The organism is Bacillus sp. ISL-35, assembly GCF_018613355.1.
Lineage (GTDB): Bacteria > Bacillota > Bacilli > Bacillales > Cytobacillaceae > Mesobacillus.
Window position 1 is genome coordinate 38,070 of record NZ_JAGGQK010000021.1, and the last position, 23,424, is coordinate 61,493.

The window sequence follows — 23,424 nt, forward strand, 5'->3', positions numbered from 1 at the left end:
TTAGCACTGTGATCACAAAAATAAAAAAGGAAGCCCTGAGGCTCCCTGCTATGAATTCATTAACATTTTCTTTTCAAGCTGGCTCGTATACAGTTCATGGTAAAAACCTTTTTGTGTCACCAATTCGTCATGGCTGCCTTTTTCAATGATATGTCCACTCTCTATGACGATAATCTGATCGGCATTTTTAATCGTATTCAAGCGGTGGGCAATGATGAAACTTGTTCTTCCCTTCAGCAGATGCTGGAGGGCTTCCTGTATTTTCAATTCCGTGATTGTATCGATGCTGCTTGTTGCTTCATCCAGTATCAAAATCGCAGGATTAGCAAGGATGGCTCTGGCAATCGATAGTAATTGCTTTTGCCCCTGGCTGATCCCGGCATCATCCTGGCTAAGCTCAGTATCATATCCTTCCGGCAATCGTTGAATGAAGGAATGGGCATTTGCAGCCTTGGCAGCTTTCTCTACTTCTTCATCGGAAGCATCCAGTCTTCCATAGCGAATATTCTCCCTGATGCTTCCCTGGAACAGAAATGAATCCTGGAGGACGAATCCCATTTGTTTCCGCAGGCTGTCGCGTGTGATTTTCTTACTGTCGTGCCCATCAATCAAGATCATCCCCTGATCTGGTTCATAAAAACGCGAAATCAAGTTAATGATTGTCGACTTGCCTGCACCGGTTGGACCAACTAATGCAATCGTTTGGCCTGGATCTGCGTGAAAATTCAATTCAGAAACAGTATCTCCTCCCTTTTCATAGGAAAAAGATACATCCTTGAACTCGACCTTCCCGATAATGTCGCGGAGGGGTGTGGCTCCTTTTTCATCTACAGCCTCTTCCTCCGTATCAATGATGTCAAAAACACGATCAGCCCCAGCAACAGCTGACAGCAGGGTATTGAATTGATTCGACAGATCATTCAATGGCCTAGTGAACTGCCGGGAGTATTCGCTAAAAATGACGATTGTACCGATCGTTACATATCCTTTTAAGGCGAAGAAGCCGCCCACTCCTGCAACGATGGTAAAGCTGAGGTTATTGAGCATATTCATCAATTTCGGGATGAAGCCTGTAAATGTCTGTGCCCAGTAACCTGATTCCTTCAGCTGCTGATTTTTTATGCGGAACTCTTCAATGACTTTTGGTTCCTGGGAGAAGGATTTGATGATTTTTTGCCCAGAAATCGTTTCCTCAATATACCCATTCATCTCTCCAAGCCGGCGTTGCTGTTCCTTGTATAACTTACCGGTACGGCTCGTAATCCATTTCATCCCCATGAACATCAATGGAACGATAATCATCGTCACCAGGGTAAGCAAAGGACTCAGCCAGATCATGACCGCCAATGTTCCCACTAGCGTGAGTACACTCGAAAAAATCTGGATGACGGAGGAATTCAGAGTCGCGCTGACATTTTCGATATCATTGGTGACCCGGCTCATCAGTTCCCCATGCTGGCGCTTGTTGAAGAAATCAATCGAGAGCTTGTGAAAATGGCTGAAGAGCTGCTTCCTCATTATATAGACAGTCTTCTGAGCAATGCCAATCATCCAGTAGCTTTGGAACCACAATGATAAGGAATGCATCACGTATACCGCAGCAAGGCCGATTAGAAGCCAGGTGAAACCATCAGTTGAATCTGTCGCAAAATATTCATCGATGCCCCATCCGATCAGGAATGGGCCCAGCAATCCAAGTGCGGAACTCGCCACCACCATTAAAAGGACCAGGATCAGCAGGCTCCGTTGGTCTGCAAGATAGGCCCAAATCCTCCTGATTGTCGGCCCAATTCCCTTAACGGTACTTTTTTTGCTGCCTGTCTTGCTTTCTCTTTGCCTTTTTAACATCCTGCCTTCACCTCCCCGAACTGGGAGTTGTAGATTGCCTGATAAAGCGAAGAATGCTTAAGCAAGTATTGATGGTCACCATAGCCAATCAAAGATCCGTCTTCCAGCAGGAGGATTTTATCAGCTTCTTTGGCGGTGCTGATCTTTTGTGTAATGATGACAGTTGTACACTCATATTTGCTTATGGCATGCAGCAGCTTTGCTTCTGTTTTTAAATCCAGCGCACTAGTGCTGTCATCGAGCAGAAGGATTTTCGGTTTTTTAATCAATGCACGGGCAATGGACAATCGTTGTTTCTGTCCGCCTGAAAGGTTGACACCTTTCTGCCCGAGAAGCGTATCGTATTTGTTCGGCAGTTTCTGGATCGTTTCGTGGATTTGGGCATCTGATGCTGCCTTGACTAACTCCTCTTCGGTGGCATCCTGTTTGCCCCAGGCGAGATTCTCTTTGATTGATCCGGTGAACAACAATGCCTCTTGAGGAACGTAGCCGATACCCTCCCTGAGACTTTTAAGCTTCAGATCCTTGATATTCCGGTCATCGATTCGAATTTCTCCGCTGGTTACGTCATATAACCGCGGGATGAGCTGGAACATAGCCGTTTTTCCCGCACCGGTCGCTCCAAGGACCGCCACGGTTTCTCCCTGATCGATCTTAAACGATAAATCATCAAGAATCGGAATATTGGTGTCCGGGAACTTGAAAGAGACCTTATTGAACTCAATTTTACCTGCAGAAATTTCGTATGCATCCCGGCTTCCAGCGGTATCTTCTAGATCGATTCCTTCATTCAGCACTTCCGTTACACGCTCAGCCGATGCCCTGGAACGTGAAAATACCATGATGATCCATGAAAACATTGAAAAAGCCGCAGTAATCCTGGCTGCGTAGTTCACGATCGCGACCACTTCACCTACTGACACTCTGCCAGACTGGACATCTATTTTTCCAAACCAGAGAACAGCAATGACGCTCAGATTCATGAAAAGCAGCAGAACCGGTATTGTTGCCTCAGTTACCCTTAAAGCAAATACGGTGCGTTCTCTCAGTTTATTATTTGCTTTTTCAAATCTTGTGCCTTCATAATTCCCCCTGGCAAAAGCTTTGATCAGTCTCATGCCAACAAGGTTTTCTCTCATCACGCCATTCACTCTGTCAAGGCGCTTTTGGACACTTTTGAATAGACCTGCTGCCTTGGTCATAATCCAAATAAGGAAAATCAAAAGTGGCGGAATGATGATGACAAATGGCAGCGCCAATTTCACATGAACCATCATGGCCATGGTGATTCCCCCGATCACCAACAACGGAGCGCGCATTGCAATCCGCAGGCTCATGAAGAACGTATTCTGCAGCTGTGTCACATCATTGGTGATCCTTGTGATCAATGATGAGGATGGGAAATGGCTGAAGTTAGTGAAGGAAAAAGCCTGGACCTTAGAAAACAGCTTTTCACGGATGTCAAAGCCAAAACTTTGGCCTGCATGAGCAGCTATAAACGAGTTTGCAATACCCGATACAAAGGCAAGGATGGAGATTCCGAGCATCACTCCGCCCCATTTGATGACCGTGTCCAGGTCCCTCGCAACAATTCCTTCATCGATGATTTTCGCAATTAAAAGCGGCTGGAAAAGCTCTACAGCCAATTCGATGAGCATTAAGCTAAGCGCAGCCGCGATTGGAATGCGATATGGTTTTACAAATGAAAATATACTCATGAAGATGGTACCCCCAGTTGACCAATGCCGTTATTTCGTCTTCCGAATTTTATATCTTCTATCATACTCCTTTTAACGAATTTTTTGAATTAAAAGATATAAGAAACGGCCCATTTTCAGGACCGTCCAGGCTATCAGTCAGTTTTTGACCATGCTGCGCATACAGGTTCTATATATTTTGCACATAGCATAGAGCTGACTATAAGTTTCTTTTGAATAGAACATAAGAATAAACATATGGCGCAACGACGGTCAAGGCAATGACGATAAACAAGATCGCTTCCTTCCAATTGCCAGGTGCGAAGGTAGCCAGGATCATCGCAAGACCGCCAAAAAAGAAGATTTTTGAAGCAGCCCGATGTGTCTTTTTCCATACTTCATCATTGCTGAGTGTCCATGGAGTCCGAATTCCGATGAAAAAATTAGACCGGACCTGTGGCATATAGTTTCCAAGGATCATAAAGATAATCCCTACAACCAATGGTCCAATGCTGCCAATTGGGACATCATAACCAATTGCATTTGCCAGCATCAGGATGTTGATGACAAAAAGGACTCCTAAAATCGCATTTAATATGATGTGATAGCTTTTCGTAAAGTACTTATAATTCGTTTTCCTCGGATCCACTTTTGGCAAAAAAGCCATGGAGATATACAGGATCACCATGATACCAAGTGTAGAGAACATTGCATTAAGCTTGGATGCAAACCCATTTGCTTCCCCATTCACATCCCAGTGGATTGGCATTTGTTCAGGCAGCTTTGGAAACACAATGATCCACGCAAGGATTAGGAGGCCGATCATAGTCAATGGCAATACATGCTTTTTCATTTTATTTTTCCCCTTCCCGGTCTTTATTATTTTCAGTAAAGCTGAACGCCCAGCTGATGAGCTCCTGGAAGACTGTTGTATGAAGAGAATAAATGATGAACTGCCCCTGCTTCTCATCCTGGATCAAACCGGCATTTTTCAGCAGTTTCAAATGTTGTGAGATGCTCGGTTTTGTCATGTTAAAATGGTCTGCGATCTCTCCAGCTGTCATATCCCTTTCCTTTAACAGGTCGAGAATCTTTCTTCTGGTAGGGTCCGAAAGTGCTTTGAATGCATCATTCAAGCTAAAGACCTCCTTTTACGTGATTTAAGTATTTAGTTATTTAACTAAATACTAAACCATTTTCCTGTTTTTTGCAATTCTTTTTACACGATAAAACCGGCTGCACTTTCACAGCCGGCTGATTTATTGGAGAAAAAGGTTGCTCATTAAATTAGCATTTAGGATTTAATAATGCCCTTATGAAGTAGTTTCACTTCTCAAAAGGGCATTTTTTTGACTTTATCGTACCCTTATGACAGAGTTTCTCTTCCCATAAGGGCATCTTTATGAGCTAATGATACCCTTATCAAGGAGTTTCTCTTCCCATAAGGGCATCTTTTTGACCTAATGATACCCTTATCAAGGAGTTTCCCCCCTCAAAAGGGCATCTTCTTGGCCTAATGATACCCTTATGCTGGAGTTTCCCCCCTCATAAGGGCATCTTTTTGGCCTAATGATACCCTTATGCTGGAGTTTCCTCCCTCATAAGGGCATCTTTTTGGCCTAATGATACCCTTATGCTGGAGTTCCCCCCGTCATAAGGGCATCTTCTTGGCCTAATGATACCCTTATGCTGGAGTTTCCTCCCTCATAAGGGCACCTTTATGACCTAATGATACCCCTTGTGCTGGAGTTTCCTCCCTCATAAGGGCATCTTTTTGACCTAATGATACCCTTATCAAGGAGTTTCTCTTCCCATAAGGGCATCTTTTTGGCCTAATGATACCCTTACGCTGGAGTTTCCTCCCTCATAAGGGCATCTTTTTGACCTAATGATACCCTTATCAAGGAGTTTCTCTTCCCATAAGGGCATCTTTTTGCCCTAATGATGCCCTTATGCTGGAGTTTCCCCCCTCATAAGGGCATCTTTTTGGCCTAATGATACCCTTATGCAGGGGTTTCCCTTCTCATAAGGGCATCATTAAGAATTTATCGCACCCACAAACAGCGCCTTCTCGTTTTTATTCATTATGAATTCTGCACGAGGTGGTCTTTCAGCTGGTCTCTTAGTGCGCGCTTCAGGAATTTTCCCACGGAGGTTTTCGGAATTTCTTCCATAAACACTACATCATCTGGCAGCCACCATTTGGCGAACTGCGGTGAAATGAAGTCCAGCAGCTCTTGCTTGTCGACCTGACCTTTGTATTGATCCTTAAGGACGACACAGGCGATCGGGCGTTCCTGCCATTGTTCATGCGGAACGGCGACGACACTTGCTTCGAATACAGCATCATGCGCCATAAGGGCGTTCTCAAGATCAACAGACGAAATCCATTCACCGCCGCTCTTGATCAAGTCCTTTGTCCGGTCAACAAGCTTGATGACGCCTTCTTCATCCACTGTGGCGACATCGCCGGTATAAAGCCAGCCATCTCGGAATGCGTCTTCTGACCGTTCATCCTTGTAATATTCATCAGCAATCCATGGGCCACGCAGCAGCAGCTCTCCCATTTCCTCGCCATCCCATTTCACTTCACCATTTCCGCCGATGACTTTCATTTCAAGACCTGGAACCAAAAGCCCCTGTTTCGAACGGATGTCGAGAATTTCATTTTCTTCCAGCCCAACCTGGTAGCTCTTGAGACGGGATACCGTTGCCAGCGGGGTGGTTTCAGTCATGCCATATGCGTGCAGGAACGGAATTTTGTACTTCGTTTCGAACGCTTTGATCATGCCTCGCGGTGCAGCAGATCCTCCGCAGACAATCGATCTGAGCGAAGACGTATCATAGCTTCCTTTTTCCAGTTCATTCAGCAGGCCAAGCCAGATCGTCGGCACTCCTGCCGTGAAGGTGACCTTCTCTTGTTCAATCAAATCTGCCAGCAGCTTCGGGGTGAACAGCGGACCCGGAAGCACCTGGGTCGAACCGAACCATGTCGCTGCGAAAGGCAGACCCCAGGCGTTTGCGTGGAACATCGGGACAACCGGAAGGACGACATCTGTTTCCGACAATGCAGCAGTATCAGCCAGGCCAAACGCGAAACTGTGGAGAACGATGCCTCTATGAGAGTAAACTACACCCTTTGGATTCCCTGTAGTTGCCGATGTATAGCACATTCCTGCCGGATCATTTTCATCTATATCTTTTACGAATTCGAACTCCGCGCTGGATTCACGCAATAGCTCTTCATATGAATAGACAGGTTCCAATGTTGTTTCCGGCAGCTCGTCTTTGTCGGTCATGATGATGTATGCTTCCACCGTTTTAAATTGATCCTTGCTCCGCTCAATCAGCGGCACCAGATCCTCATCGACAAGCAAAACCTTGTCCTCAGCATGATTGATAATATAAGAGACATGCTCGGGAGATAGTCGGATATTGATCGTATGGAGCACAGCCCCCATTCCAGGTGCAGCAAAATAAACTTCCAGGTGACGATGATGGTTCCAGGCAAAAGTGCCGACACGGTCACCCTTTTCGACACCAAGTTTTTCAAGCGCGCTGGCAAGTCTGCGGGTCCGCGCGCCAATCTCCTTGTAGGTGAATCGGTGAATACCTGATAGTGTCCGCGACACCACCTGCTTTTTCGGGAAAAACTTTTCTGCTCTTTCCAACAGCGATCCTACTGTCAATGGAACATTCATCATAACCGACCATTCCCCTTCCGCTCACTAAGAATATTTATTTAACCTGTTTTCCGCACCTAGCCACTCTTTTAAAATTACTTCTGTCTGTTCTCCTTTTTCAGGATAGGACGCACCCTCCCGTGCCGGCAAATCGCCATGCATTTTAATTTGGCCTTCTGGCAGGATGAAGCTCTTTTCCTTCCAATATGGATAATCTGACAACTCGCCCGCCTCGAGAACGGGGGTCAGGCAGCAGTCAATCTTCATGCCGAATTCCGACCACTCTGACAGCGATCTGCTTTTAAACAATTGAACGAGCTCGCTGTATACAGGATTGGTCTCTTCCGGTCTCGAATAATGCGCTGGCTGCCAATCCGGCCGTCCGACACCATGGCAAAAATTGTCCCAAAATTTTGGCTCAAGGGCTCCCAGGCTGACATAGCGGCCGTCCTTGGTTTCGTAAATTCCATAGCCGATGACAGTGCCGTTCAGGACGGATACACCATGCTGATATCCCGTTTCTTGTTCAATCAGCACATGGTTCGCCATCAGGGAAGCCATACTGTCGGCAATCGAGATACAGTGATAGCTTCCCTCTCCGGATCTCCCCCTTGCTACGAGCGCTGCGAGAATCCGTTCACTCGCAGCCAATCCGCCGATATAGTCGGAAAAAGTATGGGTTGGATGTACCGGCCTTCCTGTACTGTCCTTCAACTGGGCCAAAGCCCCGCTCAAGCTCATATAATTCAGGTCATGGCTGCCAAGGCTGCTCATTTCTCCACCTGAACCGTAGCCGATCACTGAACAATAGACGATGCCGTGGTTGTGCTTTTTAACAGCTCCATATCCAAGACCCAGCTTTTCCATTACACCAGGCCGGAAGCTTTCTACAACAACATCCGACTCCGCAAGTAAATCAAGGGCAAGCATTTTTCCTTCCCGCTGCTTTAAATCAATCACGATGCTTTTTTTGCCGCGGTTATGGGCGTTGAAGACATATCCCTGTCCTGTATTCCTTGCCGGGTCCCCGCCGGGTGCTTCGACTTTGATAACCTCCGCCCCAAGTTCCGCCAGTCTCAGCGTTGCAAACGGTCCCGGGATATAATTCGTGAAGTCGACGATTTTAATACCATTCAACATGATTGAAAATCCTTTCCACTAAGTCGGCTGTCCTTTTGAAAACAATTCTTCCATTTGTTTACGCAGCATGAATTTCTGGATTTTTCCGCTCGCATTCCGTGGCAGTGCCTCAACAAACAGGTACTTGCGCGGGCGTTTGTAATTTGCCAGGCTGTCACTGTTTTTGCACCATTCATCCAGAGCTTCTTCCGTTACCTGCGGATCTTTTTTCACGACAAAGGCTGTTACAGATTCACCCCAGCGATCATCCGGCTGCCCGACAATCGCCACGTCTAGCACACCTTCATGGGCATGGAGTACATCCTCGACCTCGCGCGGATAAATATTTTCACCGCCGCTGATGATCATGTCATCCACCCTGTCCTTCACCCAAAGGTAACCCTCTTCATCGAGGTAGCCAATATCACCAGAATGGTACCAGCCTTTGTACATCGCTTTTTCCGTCGCTTCTTCGCGATTGAAATAACCGGACATCATGCATGGACCCTGGACGATGATTTCACCGCTTTCGCCCGGCGGAAGGACGTCTTCCGGATCGGACGGTCCATCTTCATTCGGGCGGACAATCCGAATTTCGTGGTTCAGGCATGCCTGGCCAGCGGCACCTGCTTTTGTCAGCTGGTCATCCTCAGAAAGGAAAGTGATCGCTGGGCCCATCTCCGTCATTCCATACGCCTGGACAAGCTTGATGCCAAGCTGGTCATGGCATGCATGGACAAGGGACGGCGCCATCGGGGCGGCTCCATACAATCCCAGCTTCAGGCTTTCGATATTATAGTCTGATAGATTCTCCTGTAAAAGCATATTCCACATGGTTGGCGCGGCGAAGAACTTCGTGATTTTCTCCGAATCAATCAGCTCGAGCACTTTCTTTGGAGCGAATTGATGGAGGATGACATTGCTGCCACCGACATGGATTCTCGGCAGGAAGGCACAATGCAGCTCTGCACAGTGGAACATTGGCGCAGTCACAAGTCCTTTATCATTCGCACCGAGTTTCGTTGAACCGACAACAATCATGCTCTGCTCAACCATATTGCGATGCTTGTGCATGACTCCCTTTGGCCTGCCAGTCGTGCCGCTTGTGTACATGATCGCGTACAGGTCGTTTTCATGCACATCCGTTTCAACCGGCTTCGGCTCGGCAGCTTTTACTTTTTCATGATAGCTCTGGGCATAATCCGGAGTATCTTCGTCGATATACCAGAAAGAGATATGCGGAAACCTGTTTTCAATCGAAGCAATGACTGGTTCCACCGCTTTTTCAAAAAGGACAACCTTCGGCGCAGCATCTCCAAGGATGAACGCAACCTCTTCCCCCAACAGCCTGAAATTGATAGGATTAAAGATTGCACCAATCTTCGCACAGGCAAAAAACGCCGTGCCCAGCTCCTCGGTATTGAAGGTGAACGTAGAGACCCTGTCCCCCTTCTTCACCCCTTCAGCAAGAAGCGCATTGGCGAGCCTGTTCACCTCATCATTCCATTCACTGTACGTAAAGCGGACATTCTTGCGGACATCGTAGAGGGCTTCCTTGTTCGGGAACTTCATTACGGTCAGGTCAAAAATCTTGCCGATCGTTGTGCTCATTTGCATTCCTCCTAATAAAATGTCATTTTATGCTTTTCAGAGTAGCAGTATATGGAAATCCCATTGGTGACCTGTTTTTCTTTTTTCTGCTGTTTTTGTGCGCAAATGATTGTAAAGAATCTATTAATCTAACCGTTCAATAATGGTTGCGTTCGCCATGCCGTGTCCTTCGCACATTGTTTGCAGTCCATATCGGCCGCCGGTACGCTCCAGTTCATGCATCATCGAGATCATTAGGCGGGCGCCGCTTGCTCCAAGAGGATGTCCGAGCGCAATTGCCCCTCCATTTGGATTCAGCTTCGCTGGGTCTGCCCCTGTTTCCTTCAGCCATGCCATTGGGACAGGTGCGAATGCTTCATTGACTTCGAATACATCGATGTCTTCAAGCTCCAGTCCGGCTTTTTTGAGGACCTTTTCTGTGGCAGGAATCGGGCCTGTCAGCATCAGTGTCGGGTCTGAACCTACCACTACCCTGGTGTGAACCTTGAAGCGTGGTTTCAACCCCAGCTCTTCTGCTTTTTCACGGCTCATCAACAAGAGTGCACCTGCACCGTCACTGATCTGGCTCGAGTTTCCTGCATGAATGACGCCGTCTTCCTTAAACACGGTTTTCAGCCCGGCCAACACTTCAGGTGTTGTTCCTTCACGCGGGCCTGAGTCCTCCGTCATCAACATCGTTTCACCATTATCAAGGGTGACCTCCAGCGGCATGATTTCTTTTTTAAAATAACCTTCAGCCTGCGCCTTCAAAGCACGGCGATGGCTTTCAGCTGAGAATTCATCAAGCTCCTGGCGGGTAAAACCGTATTTCTCCGCAATCCGTTCAGCAGATAATCCTTGATGGATCATCTCGTATTGCTCCCTTAATTTGGGACTGAATGGATTGGCATCCTGGTAATTGGAGCCCATAGGAGTACGTGTCATATTTTCGACACCTCCAGCAATAACAACATCCATGTCCCCCGCAAGAATTGCCTGGGCAGCAAAATGGACTGCCTGCTGGCTGGAGCCGCACTGGCGGTCAATCGTCGTTCCCGGTACTTCGATCGGGAAACCCGCAGTCAAAGCGGCTACTCTGGCAATATCCCCTGCCTGTTCGCCTGACTGTGTCACACAGCCAAAGATAACATCTTCCACAAGACCCGCATCAATGCCAGCCCGTTTTACAACCTCTTTCAAAACTCCTGCAGCCAGTTCATCCGGTCTGATATCCTTTAACAAACCTTTTCTTCTGCCGACAGGTGTTCTGACGGCTTCGACAATTACCACTTCACGCATGCTTCATCTTCCTTTCTGATCGTCTGTTTATCTATAATCCAAGGTTTTTAGCAATAATGGTTTTCATGATTTCGTTTGTTCCGGCATAGATGCTGGCAACCGGAATATCACGGAACCTCCTCGCAATCTCGTATTCTTCCATATATCCATAACCGCCATGCAACTGCATGCATTCCGCGGCAATTTTCCTCGCACTGTCTGTCAGCTTCCACTTTGCCATCGAAACCTTTGTGACCACATCCTTGCCCACAATATGGTCGGCAATCAGCTGGTCAAGGAAAGCCCTGCCCATTTCAATTTCTGTCGCCATCTCGACAATCTTGAATTGCGTGTTCTGAAACTTGCTGACCGGCTTGCCAAAGGCTTCACGGCTTTTCACATACTCAATCGTCTGCTTCAGCATGACCTCAGACGCTGTCTGTGCCGCAATCGCAACCAGAAGGCGTTCCTGCTGTAGCTTTTCCATTAAGTAGATGAACCCCTTCCCTTCCTCACCCAACAGATTCTCCTTTGGTACACGGCAATCCTCGAAAATGAGTTCTGCCGTATCCTGGCAATGCAATCCTACCTTATTCAGCTTCCTTCCACGTGAAAAACCTGGTGTGTCACGCTCAACGACAAGCAAGCTGACTCCTTTATGCTTAGGGTTCGCCTTTGGATCGGTTTTACAGGCAACGACAATTAAATCAGACTGGATGCCGTTAGTGATGAAAGTTTTTTGCCCATTTAAAATATAGTGGTCGCCATCAAGGATTGCTGTCGTCTGGATATTCGCCAAATCCGATCCTGTCCCTGGTTCCGTCATCGCAATTGCGGTAATGATTTCACCTGTCGTACATTTTGGCAGCCAGCGTTTTTTCTGCTCCTCTGTTCCATAAGCAGTGATATACGGAACTACAATGTCATTATGCAATCCGACGCCAACCAGCCCTGAGCCTACCCGCTCGAGCTCTTCATTGATGACAACCGCAAAGCCCCAGTCTACTTCACTTCCGCCGTATTCCTCATCAATATCCGGGCAAAGATAACCCTGCTCGCCCATCTTCTCCCAGAAGGACCGGGGTATCATTCGCTCTTCCTCCCACTGGTCGTAGAAAGGATATGCTTCCTTCTCTAAAAACTTCCTAAGCGACCTGCGGAAAATTTCATGGTCATCTGTTAAATAAGGGTGTTTCATTTTTGTATCTCCCCTTTTCTCTAAAACTATTAAAGCTTCACTTCATTCAGTTTCTGGCGAAGCTGATATTTCAGGATTTTACCTGAAGCATTCCTTGGCAATGCTTCTTCTATAAAAATTCTTCTTGGAACTTTGTATCCCGCCAATTTTTGACGGCAAAAACTCTTTAGCTCCTGTTCATCCACAATCGCATCCTTCTTAGGCACAATCACTGCACTAACAGCTTCACCCCATACTTCATCAGGGAGACCGATGATTGCTGCCTCTAGTACGGCAGGGTGCTCATAAAGGACTTCTTCGACTTCAATTGAATAGACATTTTCGCCGCCAGAAATGATCATGTCTTTTTTCCGGTCTACCAGTGTGATATATCCACCTTCATCAACCGTGGCCAGGTCTCCTGTATACAGCCAGCCATCTTTAATTGTTTTTGCCGTCTCTTCCGGCTTTTTATAGTATTCTTTCATAATCGATTCACCTTTGATGATGAACTCCCCCACAGCACCAGGCTTGATATCTTTTCCTTCTTCATCCACGACCCTGGCTTCGGTCAGGAAAGCAGCTTTCCCTCCTTTTCCAAGATGGTGTTTATGTCCTTCAGGACCAAGCAGGATGCCGCCGGGACCAGCTTCGGTCAGGCCGCATAGATTGTAAAACTGGTCTGTCCTGAAAAGCTCCATGCTCTTTCGGACGAGTTCCGGGGCCATTGGGGCAGCACCATAGCCGCATCTTTTAATCGATGAAAGATCATAATCCGCAGCATTCGGAACCTGCAGCATAAAGTTGTACATGGCAGGGACCCCAAAGAAGTGGGTGATTTTATGTTCTTGAATCGCCTGCAGGGTTGTAACCGGGTGGAAATCGCGATGGATTATATGGGTTGCTCCCAGTACGACGCCCGAAATCAGGAATAAGTTGAGCTGTGCCGAGTGGAACAGCGGGGCGATGTGGAGAATTCGTTCCTCCTGGTTAATCCCCATGCTGATCATCATTGTTAGTCCAACATTGAAAACTCGTTTATGGTCAAACAGTGCACCTTTTGGCCTGCCGGTCGTCCCGGACGTGTACAGTATTTCAAGGTCATCGTCATCACTAATATCAATTTGAGGATTAGTGATATTTTTTGATAGGACATTTTCGAATGAATGATGTCCAACTGCTTTAGGGGTTCCAGTCGTGATGATATGCGTTGCATTTGTTCCTTCACCTGCTGAAGTGATAATCTCCTCGAACTCCTCATCGCAAATAACCAGCACGGTCCCGGACTGTTCCAGTATGTAATGAACCTCTGAGGCTGTCAGGCGGAAATTCACCGGCACGATGACCGCCCCGATTTTAGCGCCTGCAAAAAAGGCAAACACAAACTGATCAGAGTTCTTCATCATTAAAGCTATCCTATTGCCTTTGTGAATCCCCAGGCTGAGCAGCCCGTGAGCAAGCTTGTTCACTTCCTCATTAAACTGCTGGTACGTGTAGCTCCTTCCTTCACATACAATCGCAAGCTTCTCTGGTGTTTTCCTGGCATTTTGCGCTAAATATGACCCAATATCCATACAAAACTTCCCCCCTGGTTATATTAGAAAACGCATTCATCTTTTTATATGCAATAATTATGCCAATTTCCCAAAAATGATGAATACGGTTATTCTGGGCTGGGATCAGTTTAATTGTCTTGCGGAGTGTCCGGAAATTGGACACCATGAATGGACATATAGCGAGATGGTTAATTCGATGTAAAACGATTAAAAAAATCAGACTGGCAACTTATCGGTAGAAAATCTTGCCTTTGGGCTCATTTATTTATAAGGAGTCGCCGTAATTGGTGTTGAATCAGATTTATTATGGAGGCGTAATGGCTTTATTAGCGATTTTCACATTTTTATTGGCGATTTCCAGGATTTATTGGCGAACTGGAAAAAAGCGCGCGTTTTTTCCAGTCCGCATATAACCTCCTACACGCTCAGCTGGTATTTCTTTATTTTTTCATACAGTCCTGAACGGCTGATTCCCAAAAGTCTTGCTGCCTTTGCTTTGTTGCCGTTTGTCTGGGAGAGGGCCTTTCTGATCGCGCCAAGCTCGGCATCTTCCGCCAGGCTGATTTGTTCGATGAGTGGGCTGGATAATTGCGAAAGTAAGTAATCCGGCAGGTCCTCTGCCTGTACTTTCCCATGCTCGGCAAAGGTCATTGCGCGCTCCAAGACATTCCGCAATTCACGCACATTGCCCGGCCATTCATAGCGAAGCAGTGCCGTTTTTGCCTGTGATGAGATGCCGGTGATGCTCGTACCCAGCATTGAGTTCAATTCTTTCATTAATTCAGTAATCAAGTATTCGACATCCTGAACGCGGTCCCTTAACGGCGGAATATTCAAGGAAATGACATTCAATCGGTAGTATAGGTCTTCCCTGAACTCCCCCTGCTTCACCATCTCTTCCAGGTTGCGGTTTGTCGCCGCAATAATACGGACATCGACCTTTACCCGCACGTTTCCGCCTACCCTGTAAAACTCGCGCTCCTGCAGGACTCTCAGCAGTTTTGCCTGGAGGGACAGGGACATGTCGCCGATTTCATCGAGGAAGAGCGTACCGCCATTGGCAAGGTCAAACTTCCCGATTTTCCCTCGCTGTTTTGCGCCCGTAAATGCCCCTTCTTCATATCCAAAAAACTCCGATTCAAGCAGGTCCTCCGGGATGGCAGCACAATTGACGACAACGAATTTGCCTTCACTACGAGCACTGCTGTTATGTATGGCATGTGCGAACAATTCTTTCCCTGTACCGCTTTCACCCCTGATCAATACAGTGGATCTGCCCTTCGCTGCTTTGGCTGCACTTTTCTTTAATTTTTCCATGTAAGGATCTTTGCTGAAAATATGGTCCCATGTAAATCTGGCCGACTCTGATTTCTTCAGCTGCTGGTGGTAAAAGCTTGCCTTGTTCTCCGCTTTTTGAAGTCGCTTGAACAACTCGCTCACCTCATTCAACTGGCGGAACATCACTTTTCCAATCGCTCCGATCACCTTGCCATCCTTCTTGATTGGAATCCGGTGGACAATATATCGAATTCCGTTCATCTCGTTAAAGTCACTGACTTCCGCCATTTCCGAACTGAACACATTGCCAAGCTTCAATTGCGGAAATACTTGGTCGACTGGTTTGTACAGCACTTCATTTTTTTCCAGGTTGAATAGTTCGAGCATTGGCGGACTGACCATGGTGATCATGTTCTTTTCGTCTGTCATCAGGATTCCATCATATGCATTCTCTAGTGCCGTCTCGATTGTCAGTTTAAGCTTTTTAACCGTCTCGAGTTCTTCTGCCATTTTTTCAAATTCGGAAATATCCTGGAATAACATGATTTTCCCTTCTTCATGATTCACTGTTTCATAGGAAGAGACATGAAGAATCGATTTGAACTTTTCATAATGATGAGGCGTGTCATCTCCGTTCAGCAACCCTGGAAACAGATCGCCGAGATTCCTGGATACAATTGAATCAACGGTCCGTCCGCTGATTTTCGCAAAAGCTTCGTTTGCATATATCATCTGCATTCTGCCGTCAGTCATGAGCACACCGATATTGGAGTGCTGAAGGATTGTTTCCAGTTGATCCTTGAGGGTATTCGCTGATTTTAGCAAAGCGACCACCATGTCGGTCTTGGTCAGTAAACCGATGACCTTGTCCTGTTCATCTAGCACTACGCCTGTACCAACCTTGCTTGTTTTTACTATCTGCTCGATCTCCGGATAAGGAGTGTCGATTCGAATGGATCTCGCTTCCTTCTTTATGTATGGTCGTATTGCCGTTTCAAGGGGACTACCTTCAAGGATCATTTGATACAAGCCGCTGCGGGTAAAAACTCCAAGAAGGTTCTTTTCAGGATCAGTAACGGGCAGGAGATTCCATTTCTTTTCCCGGAAGATTTCAACTGCTTCATGCAAAGTTGTTGTCTCCGTGACCAGACAGTCAACAGGGGTAACGATATCCCTGAATTCAAGCATTCACTTCCCCCCATCCAGTTAAAAAATTTCTGAATATTATAACTTTAATTATATAACACTGTGGGGGAAAGTACAGTTATTAGCCATGAAAAAACCTGCCCCAGGTGAGGAGCAGGTGATGATTTTTAGCGTGGAATGGTGAGTTTCTGGCCAATATACAGGTATTTGGCCGGATCAAGATTATTTGCTTTCACAATCGCATCGATGGTGGTGCCATATTTAACACTGATTTTCCACAGTGTCTCTCCACTTACTACCGTGTGGATGACAGCCTGGGCAGCCGGGAGTTCCGGAGCCGTTGTCGATGGAATCGCAAGTTTCTGTCCGATATACAAGTACTTGGCCGGATCTAGATTATTCGCTTTCACGATGCTATCAATTGTTGTGCCATATTTTTGGGCAATCTTCCAGAGAGTGTCCCCTGATTGGACCGTATATACCACTGGCTGTAGTGTCGGTTCAGGTGAAGCCGGAGCTGGCACTTTCAGTTTTTGCCCAATATATAGATATTTATTTGGATCAAGATTGTTCAGGGTGACGATTTCGGAAATGCTGCTGTTGAACTTAGCAGCAATCTTCCACAGTGTGTCGCCGCTCGCCACAGTGTAGTCAACCGTGTTAGGAGCTGCCGGCGGAGTGGATTCAGCCACAAGCTCCACATCACTTACATTGATCTTACCGGTTACACCTTCTTTGACCAGTACCTCGTAACGGCCATTTTCAACTGTTTCAGACATTAACGGCAAAGTATCGCCTTTTACAGCCGTATAGCCCTGACTCATTGGATAGACCGAAAGCTTCGCGGTCTCAGAGGTTACCCGCACTCGTTTTTCAGGCTGAAGGGCCTTGAACTCATAGCCGCCTTCGAACCTCACTGAATCTGAAAAAGAGATATAGCCAGTGTTACTGCCTTCAATCACCATGACCCTAATATAATAGCTTCCATTAACAGCCTTGCCGCCATTAAAGTCAGTTCCATCCCATGTGAAAGAATGAGTTCCCGACTGGAATGACTGCTCTGAAACGACATTTTTCATATGCGCGCCAGCAGCGTTCGCAATATAAATAGATACTTTCGCAGGCTCGGCCAGTGTAAATTGACCTGATACTGTGTCGTTCACACCGTCACCGTCCGGGCTGATCATATCGGAGGTGAAGGCAGCGTCCGTAACCACTTCTTTCAATCTCCATTGAGGGATATCATAGTCGCCGTCCTTGATGGTAACCGTCCCGGCTTTCTGTGCTGACTGTTTCGTTGCCGGGTAATTAAAGGCTGTCTCGATGTAGTTGAAGTAAACATCATAGGTTCCGTCCGCAACAACTCGTCCCGCCTTATCCGTTCCGTTCCAGTTTACGGAATGGCTGCCAGGCAAAAGCTTCATTTTGCTGCCAGCATAAACTTCGGCGCCATTTTGCCAAATGCTCAACTGAACTTCAGCCGGACGGTTCAAGTTGAAAGGAATTTGCACATTTTCCGCTCCTCCATATTTCGGAGAAAACACGGAAGGATTGATCGAAACCTGATCGAATAATAGCTTAGGATTCGTCTCGGCCACAACTGTCAGTTTGCCAAGCGGATAACCTTGCATCTGGTTGTAGCCCTGGTCTGATAAATACGCCTTCAGCTGGTATTCACCAGGAGGCAATGGAGCTTTCTTCGTATCATCCCATGGCACCCAATCTATTTTATGGACCGTTTTAAAATCTGTACTTGAAAGATTGATTTGAGTCTGGACACCGTTGCCTACCGCTAAAATATGACCGCGAGTCGGCTCACTCGTCTTCAGCTCAAACGAAACATAGCCAGGTACACTATTTCCCTGGTACGCAACAGTCCCTGTAGACTGGCTGAAGAATGTGACCTCCGCCATTGCAGAAGCGAATTGCGGGAAGGAAACTGCCGCTGTTAAAAATAGAAGCATGAAAATTCTAATAAATTTCGTTGTCACTCTAGTTGTCCCTGCTCTCTCTTAAAATGTTATATTGCAAAAATATCATATTCGTTTTCATCATTTTCAACAACGCGAAAATTTTACCATAAGAAAAAGCCCTCTCCTTTGACAGGAAAGGGCTTTTCATCATTTCGGCTGCATCCTGATCGCTCCGTCAAGACGAATGGTTTCACCATTAAGCATCGGATTGATAATTATACTTTCAGCAAGCTGTGCGTATTCTTCCGGGTAACCAAGCCGCTGCGGGAATGGCACCATTTTTCCAAGCGAGTCCCTTGCTTCTGCCGGTAGCGAATCGAACATCGGCGTATGGAATAGGCCGGGAGCTATTGTCATCACCCTGATTCCGTATGCAGCAAGTTCCCTTGCGATTGGCAGCGTCATGCCGACCACTCCGCCCTTTGAAGCGCTGTATGCCGCCTGCCCAATCTGGCCGTCGAACGCAGCAACGGATGCCGTATTGATGATGACTCCTCTTTCGCCGAGTTCATTTGGGTCATTTTTGGACATCTGCTCGAAAGCAAGCCTGATGACGTTAAAGGTGCCAATCAAGTTGATGGCAATGACCTTTGAAAACATGTCCAGCGAATGGACGCCTTTTCTTGATAACAGCTTGCCCGCAACCCCAATCCCGGCACAGTTTACCACCGTGTTGATGAAACCGAATGACTCGCTTGCTTTATTGACAGCATTCCTTACTTCTTCTTCACTCGTTACATCTGTTTTTATGAAAACTGCCTGTTCTCCCAGTTCTTTTACAAGAGCCTCGCCGCGTTCCACTGATAAATCCAGAATCGCCGCCTTTCCCCCCTGCCCAATGATTTTCCTGACAGTCGCTTCCCCCAATCCGGATGCTCCTCCGGTAACAATCGCTTTTATCTCGCTCATTTTCATTTTGCCTGACCTCCACTTTTATAAAGTTATGTTTTTATAGAAAGCAAGAATCATGCCAACGCTTTTTTCAGGGAAATAAAAAGAATTTGAGGGTAAGCTGTCCAAAATCAGGACAGTTTTTCTGGAGAATGGACACTTTTGAAAGCGGAAAACTGAATCCTGAAGCTATTTTTTATGTTCTATCAATGGAGATTCGGCTTTATTCCCTGTTGGTAGGAATATAATCCCCGTTGATCCGATTATAATCCCCGTTGGAACGAATATATTCCCGGTTGAAGCCGATATATTCCCTGTTGGTCTGCAAGTCTCGTTTTTTTACCAGTAGGGCATGCAAAAAAAGCAGAGCCAAAGCCCTGCCCCCAACACTATTAAGCTGCATTTCGTTTCGCTCTGTTCCTGAGCATCAGTTCCTCCAGCGCTCCTGATCCGAAGATAACGCCTGAGACGATGAAAATCAGGCCGAGCAAATGGGATGATGTGATCCTTTCACCGAGGAAGATCGCAGCGAACAAGATGGATAGGAATGTATTCAAGTTCAGGAAGATTGACGCCTCGGCCGGTCCGGCTTGGCCAATGGCATAATTATAAAGCATATGTCCTACTGCCGTAGCGAAAATGGCTGATGCAAAGAATACGCCCCATATTCCTGCTGATGCATTCCCAAGGCTCGCCAAACCAGTTGGCTCTTTCCACAATCCGATCAAGAACAATAAGAATGAGCCGAATACAAGCATGTATCCAGTCAATAGACGAGGATCCAATGTCTTCGCTGCTTTAGATATTATGATAAAGCTGATCGCCTGTGAAAGTATGGAAAGAAACACATAAAAATCGCCGATCGACATGCCAGACAACCCTGTATTTCCTGCCAGCACAGTCAGCGTGACGCCAATTCCCCCGAAAATGAATCCAAGTGTCCGGACAAATGTCAGCTTTTTTCCCAGGAATATAATAGCCATCAATGCTGTCAGAAGCGGTCCCAGTCCAAGGATCAAGCCTCCATTAACTGCCGAGGTCACCTTTAATCCAATTCCCAGAAACAGATGATGTCCGGTTACATTCAGGATACCGCCGCCAATAATATAGCTCCACTCTTTCCTTGATGGCAGCCGGACTTTTTTCAAGAAAAAGAGAATGATAAATACCGAGACCCCAGCGGTGAATACACGGAGCGAGGTAATCGTAATCGGCGGGAAATTCCCTACGATTACTTTAAGTGCCGTTACATTCAGTCCCCACAGAAACATGACACCGGTCAGAATCATATATATTTTGAAATTTTTCATGATGTATCCTTCTTTCATTTAAACGAGTAAAGCATAATTTCCATTCTACTCTTTTTTAAAAAAAGGGCAAGAGAAAGCCAATTAATTTCCACCCAGAATAATAAGTACCAAAAAGAAAGGAAATTTGAATCATTCCTTATGAGCAGACTGCTAGGTTAAAAGAACGGTTTCTTCTAAAATGCTGCAAAAACCGACAAAAACAGGTTTAAATTACGGAATGCTATTCCTGAGACAGATTCTTGCTTTGAAAGGAGGTGAAAGGATGCACTTCCGACAACTAATCATTACTGGCTTTATTGCTAGTGTTGCTTTGTTGGTGCCAGACATGGCTTTCGCCGAAAAAGATTCAAACGCCGGAAAGGGGTCACAAGCTGTGGCTGCCCAGCAGGCTGCTCTGCTAAATAAGGCAGAGAATGCCGGGGATGCAGCAAAATCTTCAGAAAAACCTGCTGTTAAAAAACAGCCGGTCCAGAAAGAAGTTGTCCAGAAACCCGTCCAGGCCAAGATACCGGATAAGCCTGTCGATACATTGAAAGCAAATGGGAAGGCTACTTCGTTGAAGAAAAATGAGAAAGCAGCACAACCCCAAACGCCCAGGGCATCGAATCCCGGAAATTCCAATCAGGCGAAACATAACCAAAAACACAGCAATGATCAAAACAAAAAAGGTGCGGTCAAGTCCATACATACAAAAGATCAAAACGTAACAGAAACAAAGCGAAGATCTCCCGGTTTGGAGGAAATGGTTGAGCGACCAGAGGAATCTGCACAGACACGGTCCTCTGTTAAAAAGACAGCAAAGACCAAAGTCAGAAAGATGCCTATTGCAAAAAAGGTTGAAAACGATTCATCTAAGGATGAAAACAATTCATCCCAAAATGATAGGTATCCTAAAGGAGACAATCTGCCTAACCCTCCTTCACGCACGAAGGCTTCAGGGGGGCCTTCCAGCGACCGGTCAAGTTATGGAAACTCAAGCACTTTTTTAAGCGATAAATGGTTTATTTGGGATGAAGCATTTCACTTAAATCTCATGCAGCCGTTGATATCGCGAGTCACTGTTTTTCAGAGCCAGTGGGTGAATGCCCCACCTTCCCCACCACCGCTTGAAGCTCCAGTTTTTTTACCGTATACCGATGCAATTGCCACGGAATCACGTTAATTAAAAGGGAGCGAATAATCATAATGAATAATTATATGAATGGAACTAAAGTTGTTAAATCTTTTATGCTAGCTGGAGTATTGTCAATCGGAGTACTGACTGGAGGCCATTTCACACAGGCGGCCGGTCCGGAAAAAGTGAAGGTTGAACAAAAACATAACGTGAAGCCTGTAAAAGTCCAGACTGCCAATAAAAAAGCTGCTGTAAAAGCAACTCCTGCTGTTCCAGCAAAGCCTGCAGTAAAGGTTCAGCCAAAAGCTGCAGCAAAGGTTGAAGCTAAGGAAAAAGCATCAAAATCACAGGCTGCTGTTCATGCAAGCGAAACGGCCAAAAAGCACGCGGCACCAAATGCAGCCGTCCACGCAACGAATCAGCAAGTGCCTGTTGAAGAGGTACCGGTTGAGGAAGTTCCAACAGAAGAAGTTGTTGCCCAGGAACCTGTAGTGGAAGAAGTTGTAGAACTTGAGCCAATCGTGACTGATGAAACAAATGCTGACTCTGAGGAAGCTGAAGATACTGACTCAGACTCTGATTTAGAGGATGCCCCAGATTCTGAGGCAACTGAAGAGGAAGAGGAAAATAAGCCAAAAGCAGACACTGAAATGAAAAAGGAAGATGAAGACGATTCAGATGAACATTCTGAAGAAGAATCCAAAGACATCGACCTTGATGCAAAAGCTACTGTAAAAACAGAAGATGATGAAGATAATGACTCCGATTCTGAAAACATCGATCTTGATACAGATGCGACTGTAAAGACTGAAGATGAAGACGAACATGAAGACGAAGATGAAAATGACAACGAAGACGAAGATACACAAGAGAAGGTATCTCCATCTGTTGCCAACAAAATGAAGTCTAAAGCTTTCAACGCTAGCGATGTTGCTAAAGAGAAAGCTAACGAAAATTCAGCCGTTGCTTTGTCTGTTGAAGTGACTGAAGACGAAGTTACTGAAGATGAAGCTACTGAAGTAGAAGCTACTGAAGAAGTAGTTACTGAAGAAGAAGCTACTGAAGAAGTAGTTACTGAAGAAGTAGTTACTGAAGAAGTAGTTACTGAAGAAGAAGCTACTGAAGAAGTAGTTACTGAAGACCAAGTTACTGAAGAAGAAGTAGTTACTGAAGACCAAGTTACTGAAGAAGAAGCTACTGAAGAAGAACCTACAGTATCTCCTTCTATTGCAAACAAAATGAAGTCTAAAGCTTTCAACGCTAGCGATGTTGCTAAAGAGAAAGCTAACGAAAATTCAGCCGTTGCTTTGTTTGTTGAAGTGACTGAAGATGAGGTTGCTGAAGATGTTGCAACTGATGAGACTGCTACCGAAAAGGCTGCTGAGGAAGTTGTAACGGACGAGACTGCTACTGAAGAGGCTACCGAGGAAGTTGTAACGGACGAGACTGCTACTGAAGAGGCTATTGAAGAAGTTGTCACTGATGAGACTGCTACTGAAGAGGCTACTGAGGAAGTTGTAACGGACGAAACTGCTGCTGAAGAAGTTACTGAGGAAACGACTGAAGAAGCAAAAGTAAACCCTTCTGCAGCCAATAAAGCTGCGTCTAAGGCTGCCACTCACGCAAGTGAAATCGCGAAGAAATTCGCTGCTTTGATTTCTGCTGTACTTGCCGTTTTTGAAAAGCCGGCTGAAGAGTCTGCGGAAACTGTGACTGAGGAAGTCATCGTTGAGGAAGAAACTAAATAATTGTAATGCCAAAAAA

At 46.1% G+C, this 23,424-nt stretch carries 17 protein-coding genes; 2 read left to right on the forward strand and 15 right to left on the reverse strand.

What is annotated here, in order from left to right; all coding sequences use genetic code 11:
• Positions 1 to 48: 48 nt before the first annotated feature.
• The 15 genes from J7E38_RS21365 to J7E38_RS21435 all read right to left on the reverse strand — a co-directional run bounded on the left by J7E38_RS21365 (position 49) and on the right by J7E38_RS21435 (position 20,546).
• A complete protein-coding gene (locus J7E38_RS21365) occupies positions 49 to 1,848 on the reverse strand; it encodes an ABC transporter ATP-binding protein (protein ID WP_214709366.1) in 1,800 nt (599 codons plus the stop codon).
• Positions 1,842 to 3,566, reverse strand: coding sequence for an ABC transporter ATP-binding protein (locus J7E38_RS21370; protein ID WP_214709365.1), 1,725 nt, complete (start codon positions 3,564 to 3,566; stop codon positions 1,842 to 1,844). Before J7E38_RS21370 ends, J7E38_RS21365 begins: the two co-directional genes overlap by 7 nt.
• A 199-nt stretch (positions 3,567 to 3,765) precedes the next feature.
• On the reverse strand, positions 3,766 to 4,398 hold the full coding sequence (locus J7E38_RS21375) for an SdpI family protein (protein ID WP_214709363.1): 633 nt from the start codon (positions 4,396 to 4,398) through the stop codon (positions 3,766 to 3,768).
• A gap of 1 nt (position 4,399) precedes the next feature.
• On the reverse strand, positions 4,400 to 4,681 hold the full coding sequence (locus J7E38_RS21380; RefSeq protein ID WP_214709362.1) for an autorepressor SdpR family transcription factor: 282 nt from the start codon (positions 4,679 to 4,681) through the stop codon (positions 4,400 to 4,402).
• A gap of 948 nt (positions 4,682 to 5,629) precedes the next feature.
• Complete coding sequence (locus J7E38_RS21385; RefSeq protein ID WP_214709360.1) at positions 5,630 to 7,249, reverse strand: long-chain fatty acid--CoA ligase; 1,620 nt, start codon at positions 7,247 to 7,249, stop codon at positions 5,630 to 5,632.
• Positions 7,250 to 7,273: 24 nt separating this feature from the next.
• Complete coding sequence (locus J7E38_RS21390) at positions 7,274 to 8,368, reverse strand: CaiB/BaiF CoA transferase family protein (protein ID WP_214709358.1); 1,095 nt, start codon at positions 8,366 to 8,368, stop codon at positions 7,274 to 7,276.
• 18 nt (positions 8,369 to 8,386) lie between these two features.
• A complete protein-coding gene (locus tag J7E38_RS21395; protein ID WP_214709356.1) occupies positions 8,387 to 9,958 on the reverse strand; it encodes a fatty acid--CoA ligase in 1,572 nt (523 codons plus the stop codon).
• A 123-nt stretch (positions 9,959 to 10,081) separates the two neighbouring features.
• Positions 10,082 to 11,236 (reverse strand): thiolase family protein, encoded by a 1,155-nt coding sequence (locus J7E38_RS21400; RefSeq protein WP_214709354.1) that lies wholly within the window; start codon positions 11,234 to 11,236, stop codon positions 10,082 to 10,084.
• Between the two features lie 31 nt (positions 11,237 to 11,267).
• Complete coding sequence (locus tag J7E38_RS21405; protein WP_214709352.1) at positions 11,268 to 12,413, reverse strand: acyl-CoA dehydrogenase family protein; 1,146 nt, start codon at positions 12,411 to 12,413, stop codon at positions 11,268 to 11,270.
• A gap of 29 nt (positions 12,414 to 12,442) precedes the next feature.
• On the reverse strand, positions 12,443 to 13,966 hold the full coding sequence (locus J7E38_RS21410; protein ID WP_214709350.1) for a class I adenylate-forming enzyme family protein: 1,524 nt from the start codon (positions 13,964 to 13,966) through the stop codon (positions 12,443 to 12,445).
• A 399-nt stretch (positions 13,967 to 14,365) separates the two neighbouring features.
• The gene (locus J7E38_RS21415) at positions 14,366 to 16,414 is read right to left on the reverse strand and encodes a sigma-54-dependent Fis family transcriptional regulator (protein ID WP_214709348.1); all 2,049 of its coding nucleotides are present in this window, start codon (positions 16,412 to 16,414) and stop codon (positions 14,366 to 14,368) included.
• 125 nt (positions 16,415 to 16,539) lie between these two features.
• Positions 16,540 to 18,363 (reverse strand): LysM peptidoglycan-binding domain-containing protein, encoded by a 1,824-nt coding sequence (locus J7E38_RS24390; RefSeq protein WP_214709346.1) that lies wholly within the window; start codon positions 18,361 to 18,363, stop codon positions 16,540 to 16,542.
• A gap of 129 nt (positions 18,364 to 18,492) precedes the next feature.
• Positions 18,493 to 19,260, reverse strand: coding sequence for a 3-hydroxyacyl-CoA dehydrogenase (locus J7E38_RS21425; RefSeq protein WP_214709344.1), 768 nt, complete (start codon positions 19,258 to 19,260; stop codon positions 18,493 to 18,495).
• 199 nt (positions 19,261 to 19,459) lie between these two features.
• Positions 19,460 to 19,609, reverse strand: a complete 150-nt coding sequence (locus J7E38_RS21430) for a hypothetical protein (protein WP_214709342.1) — start codon at positions 19,607 to 19,609, stop codon at positions 19,460 to 19,462.
• Between the two features lie 19 nt (positions 19,610 to 19,628).
• The gene (locus J7E38_RS21435) at positions 19,629 to 20,546 is read right to left on the reverse strand and encodes a DMT family transporter (RefSeq protein WP_214709340.1); all 918 of its coding nucleotides are present in this window, start codon (positions 20,544 to 20,546) and stop codon (positions 19,629 to 19,631) included.
• A 262-nt stretch (positions 20,547 to 20,808) separates the two neighbouring features.
• On the opposite strand from J7E38_RS21435, the gene J7E38_RS21440 reads away from it, so the two are divergent.
• Positions 20,809 to 21,708, forward strand: a complete 900-nt coding sequence (locus J7E38_RS21440) for a hypothetical protein (protein ID WP_214709338.1) — start codon at positions 20,809 to 20,811, stop codon at positions 21,706 to 21,708.
• 23 nt (positions 21,709 to 21,731) lie between these two features.
• Entirely contained in the window at positions 21,732 to 23,408 is a 1,677-nt protein-coding gene (locus tag J7E38_RS21445; protein ID WP_214709336.1) for a hypothetical protein, read from the forward strand.
• The last annotated feature ends 16 nt before the right edge of the window (positions 23,409 to 23,424 follow it).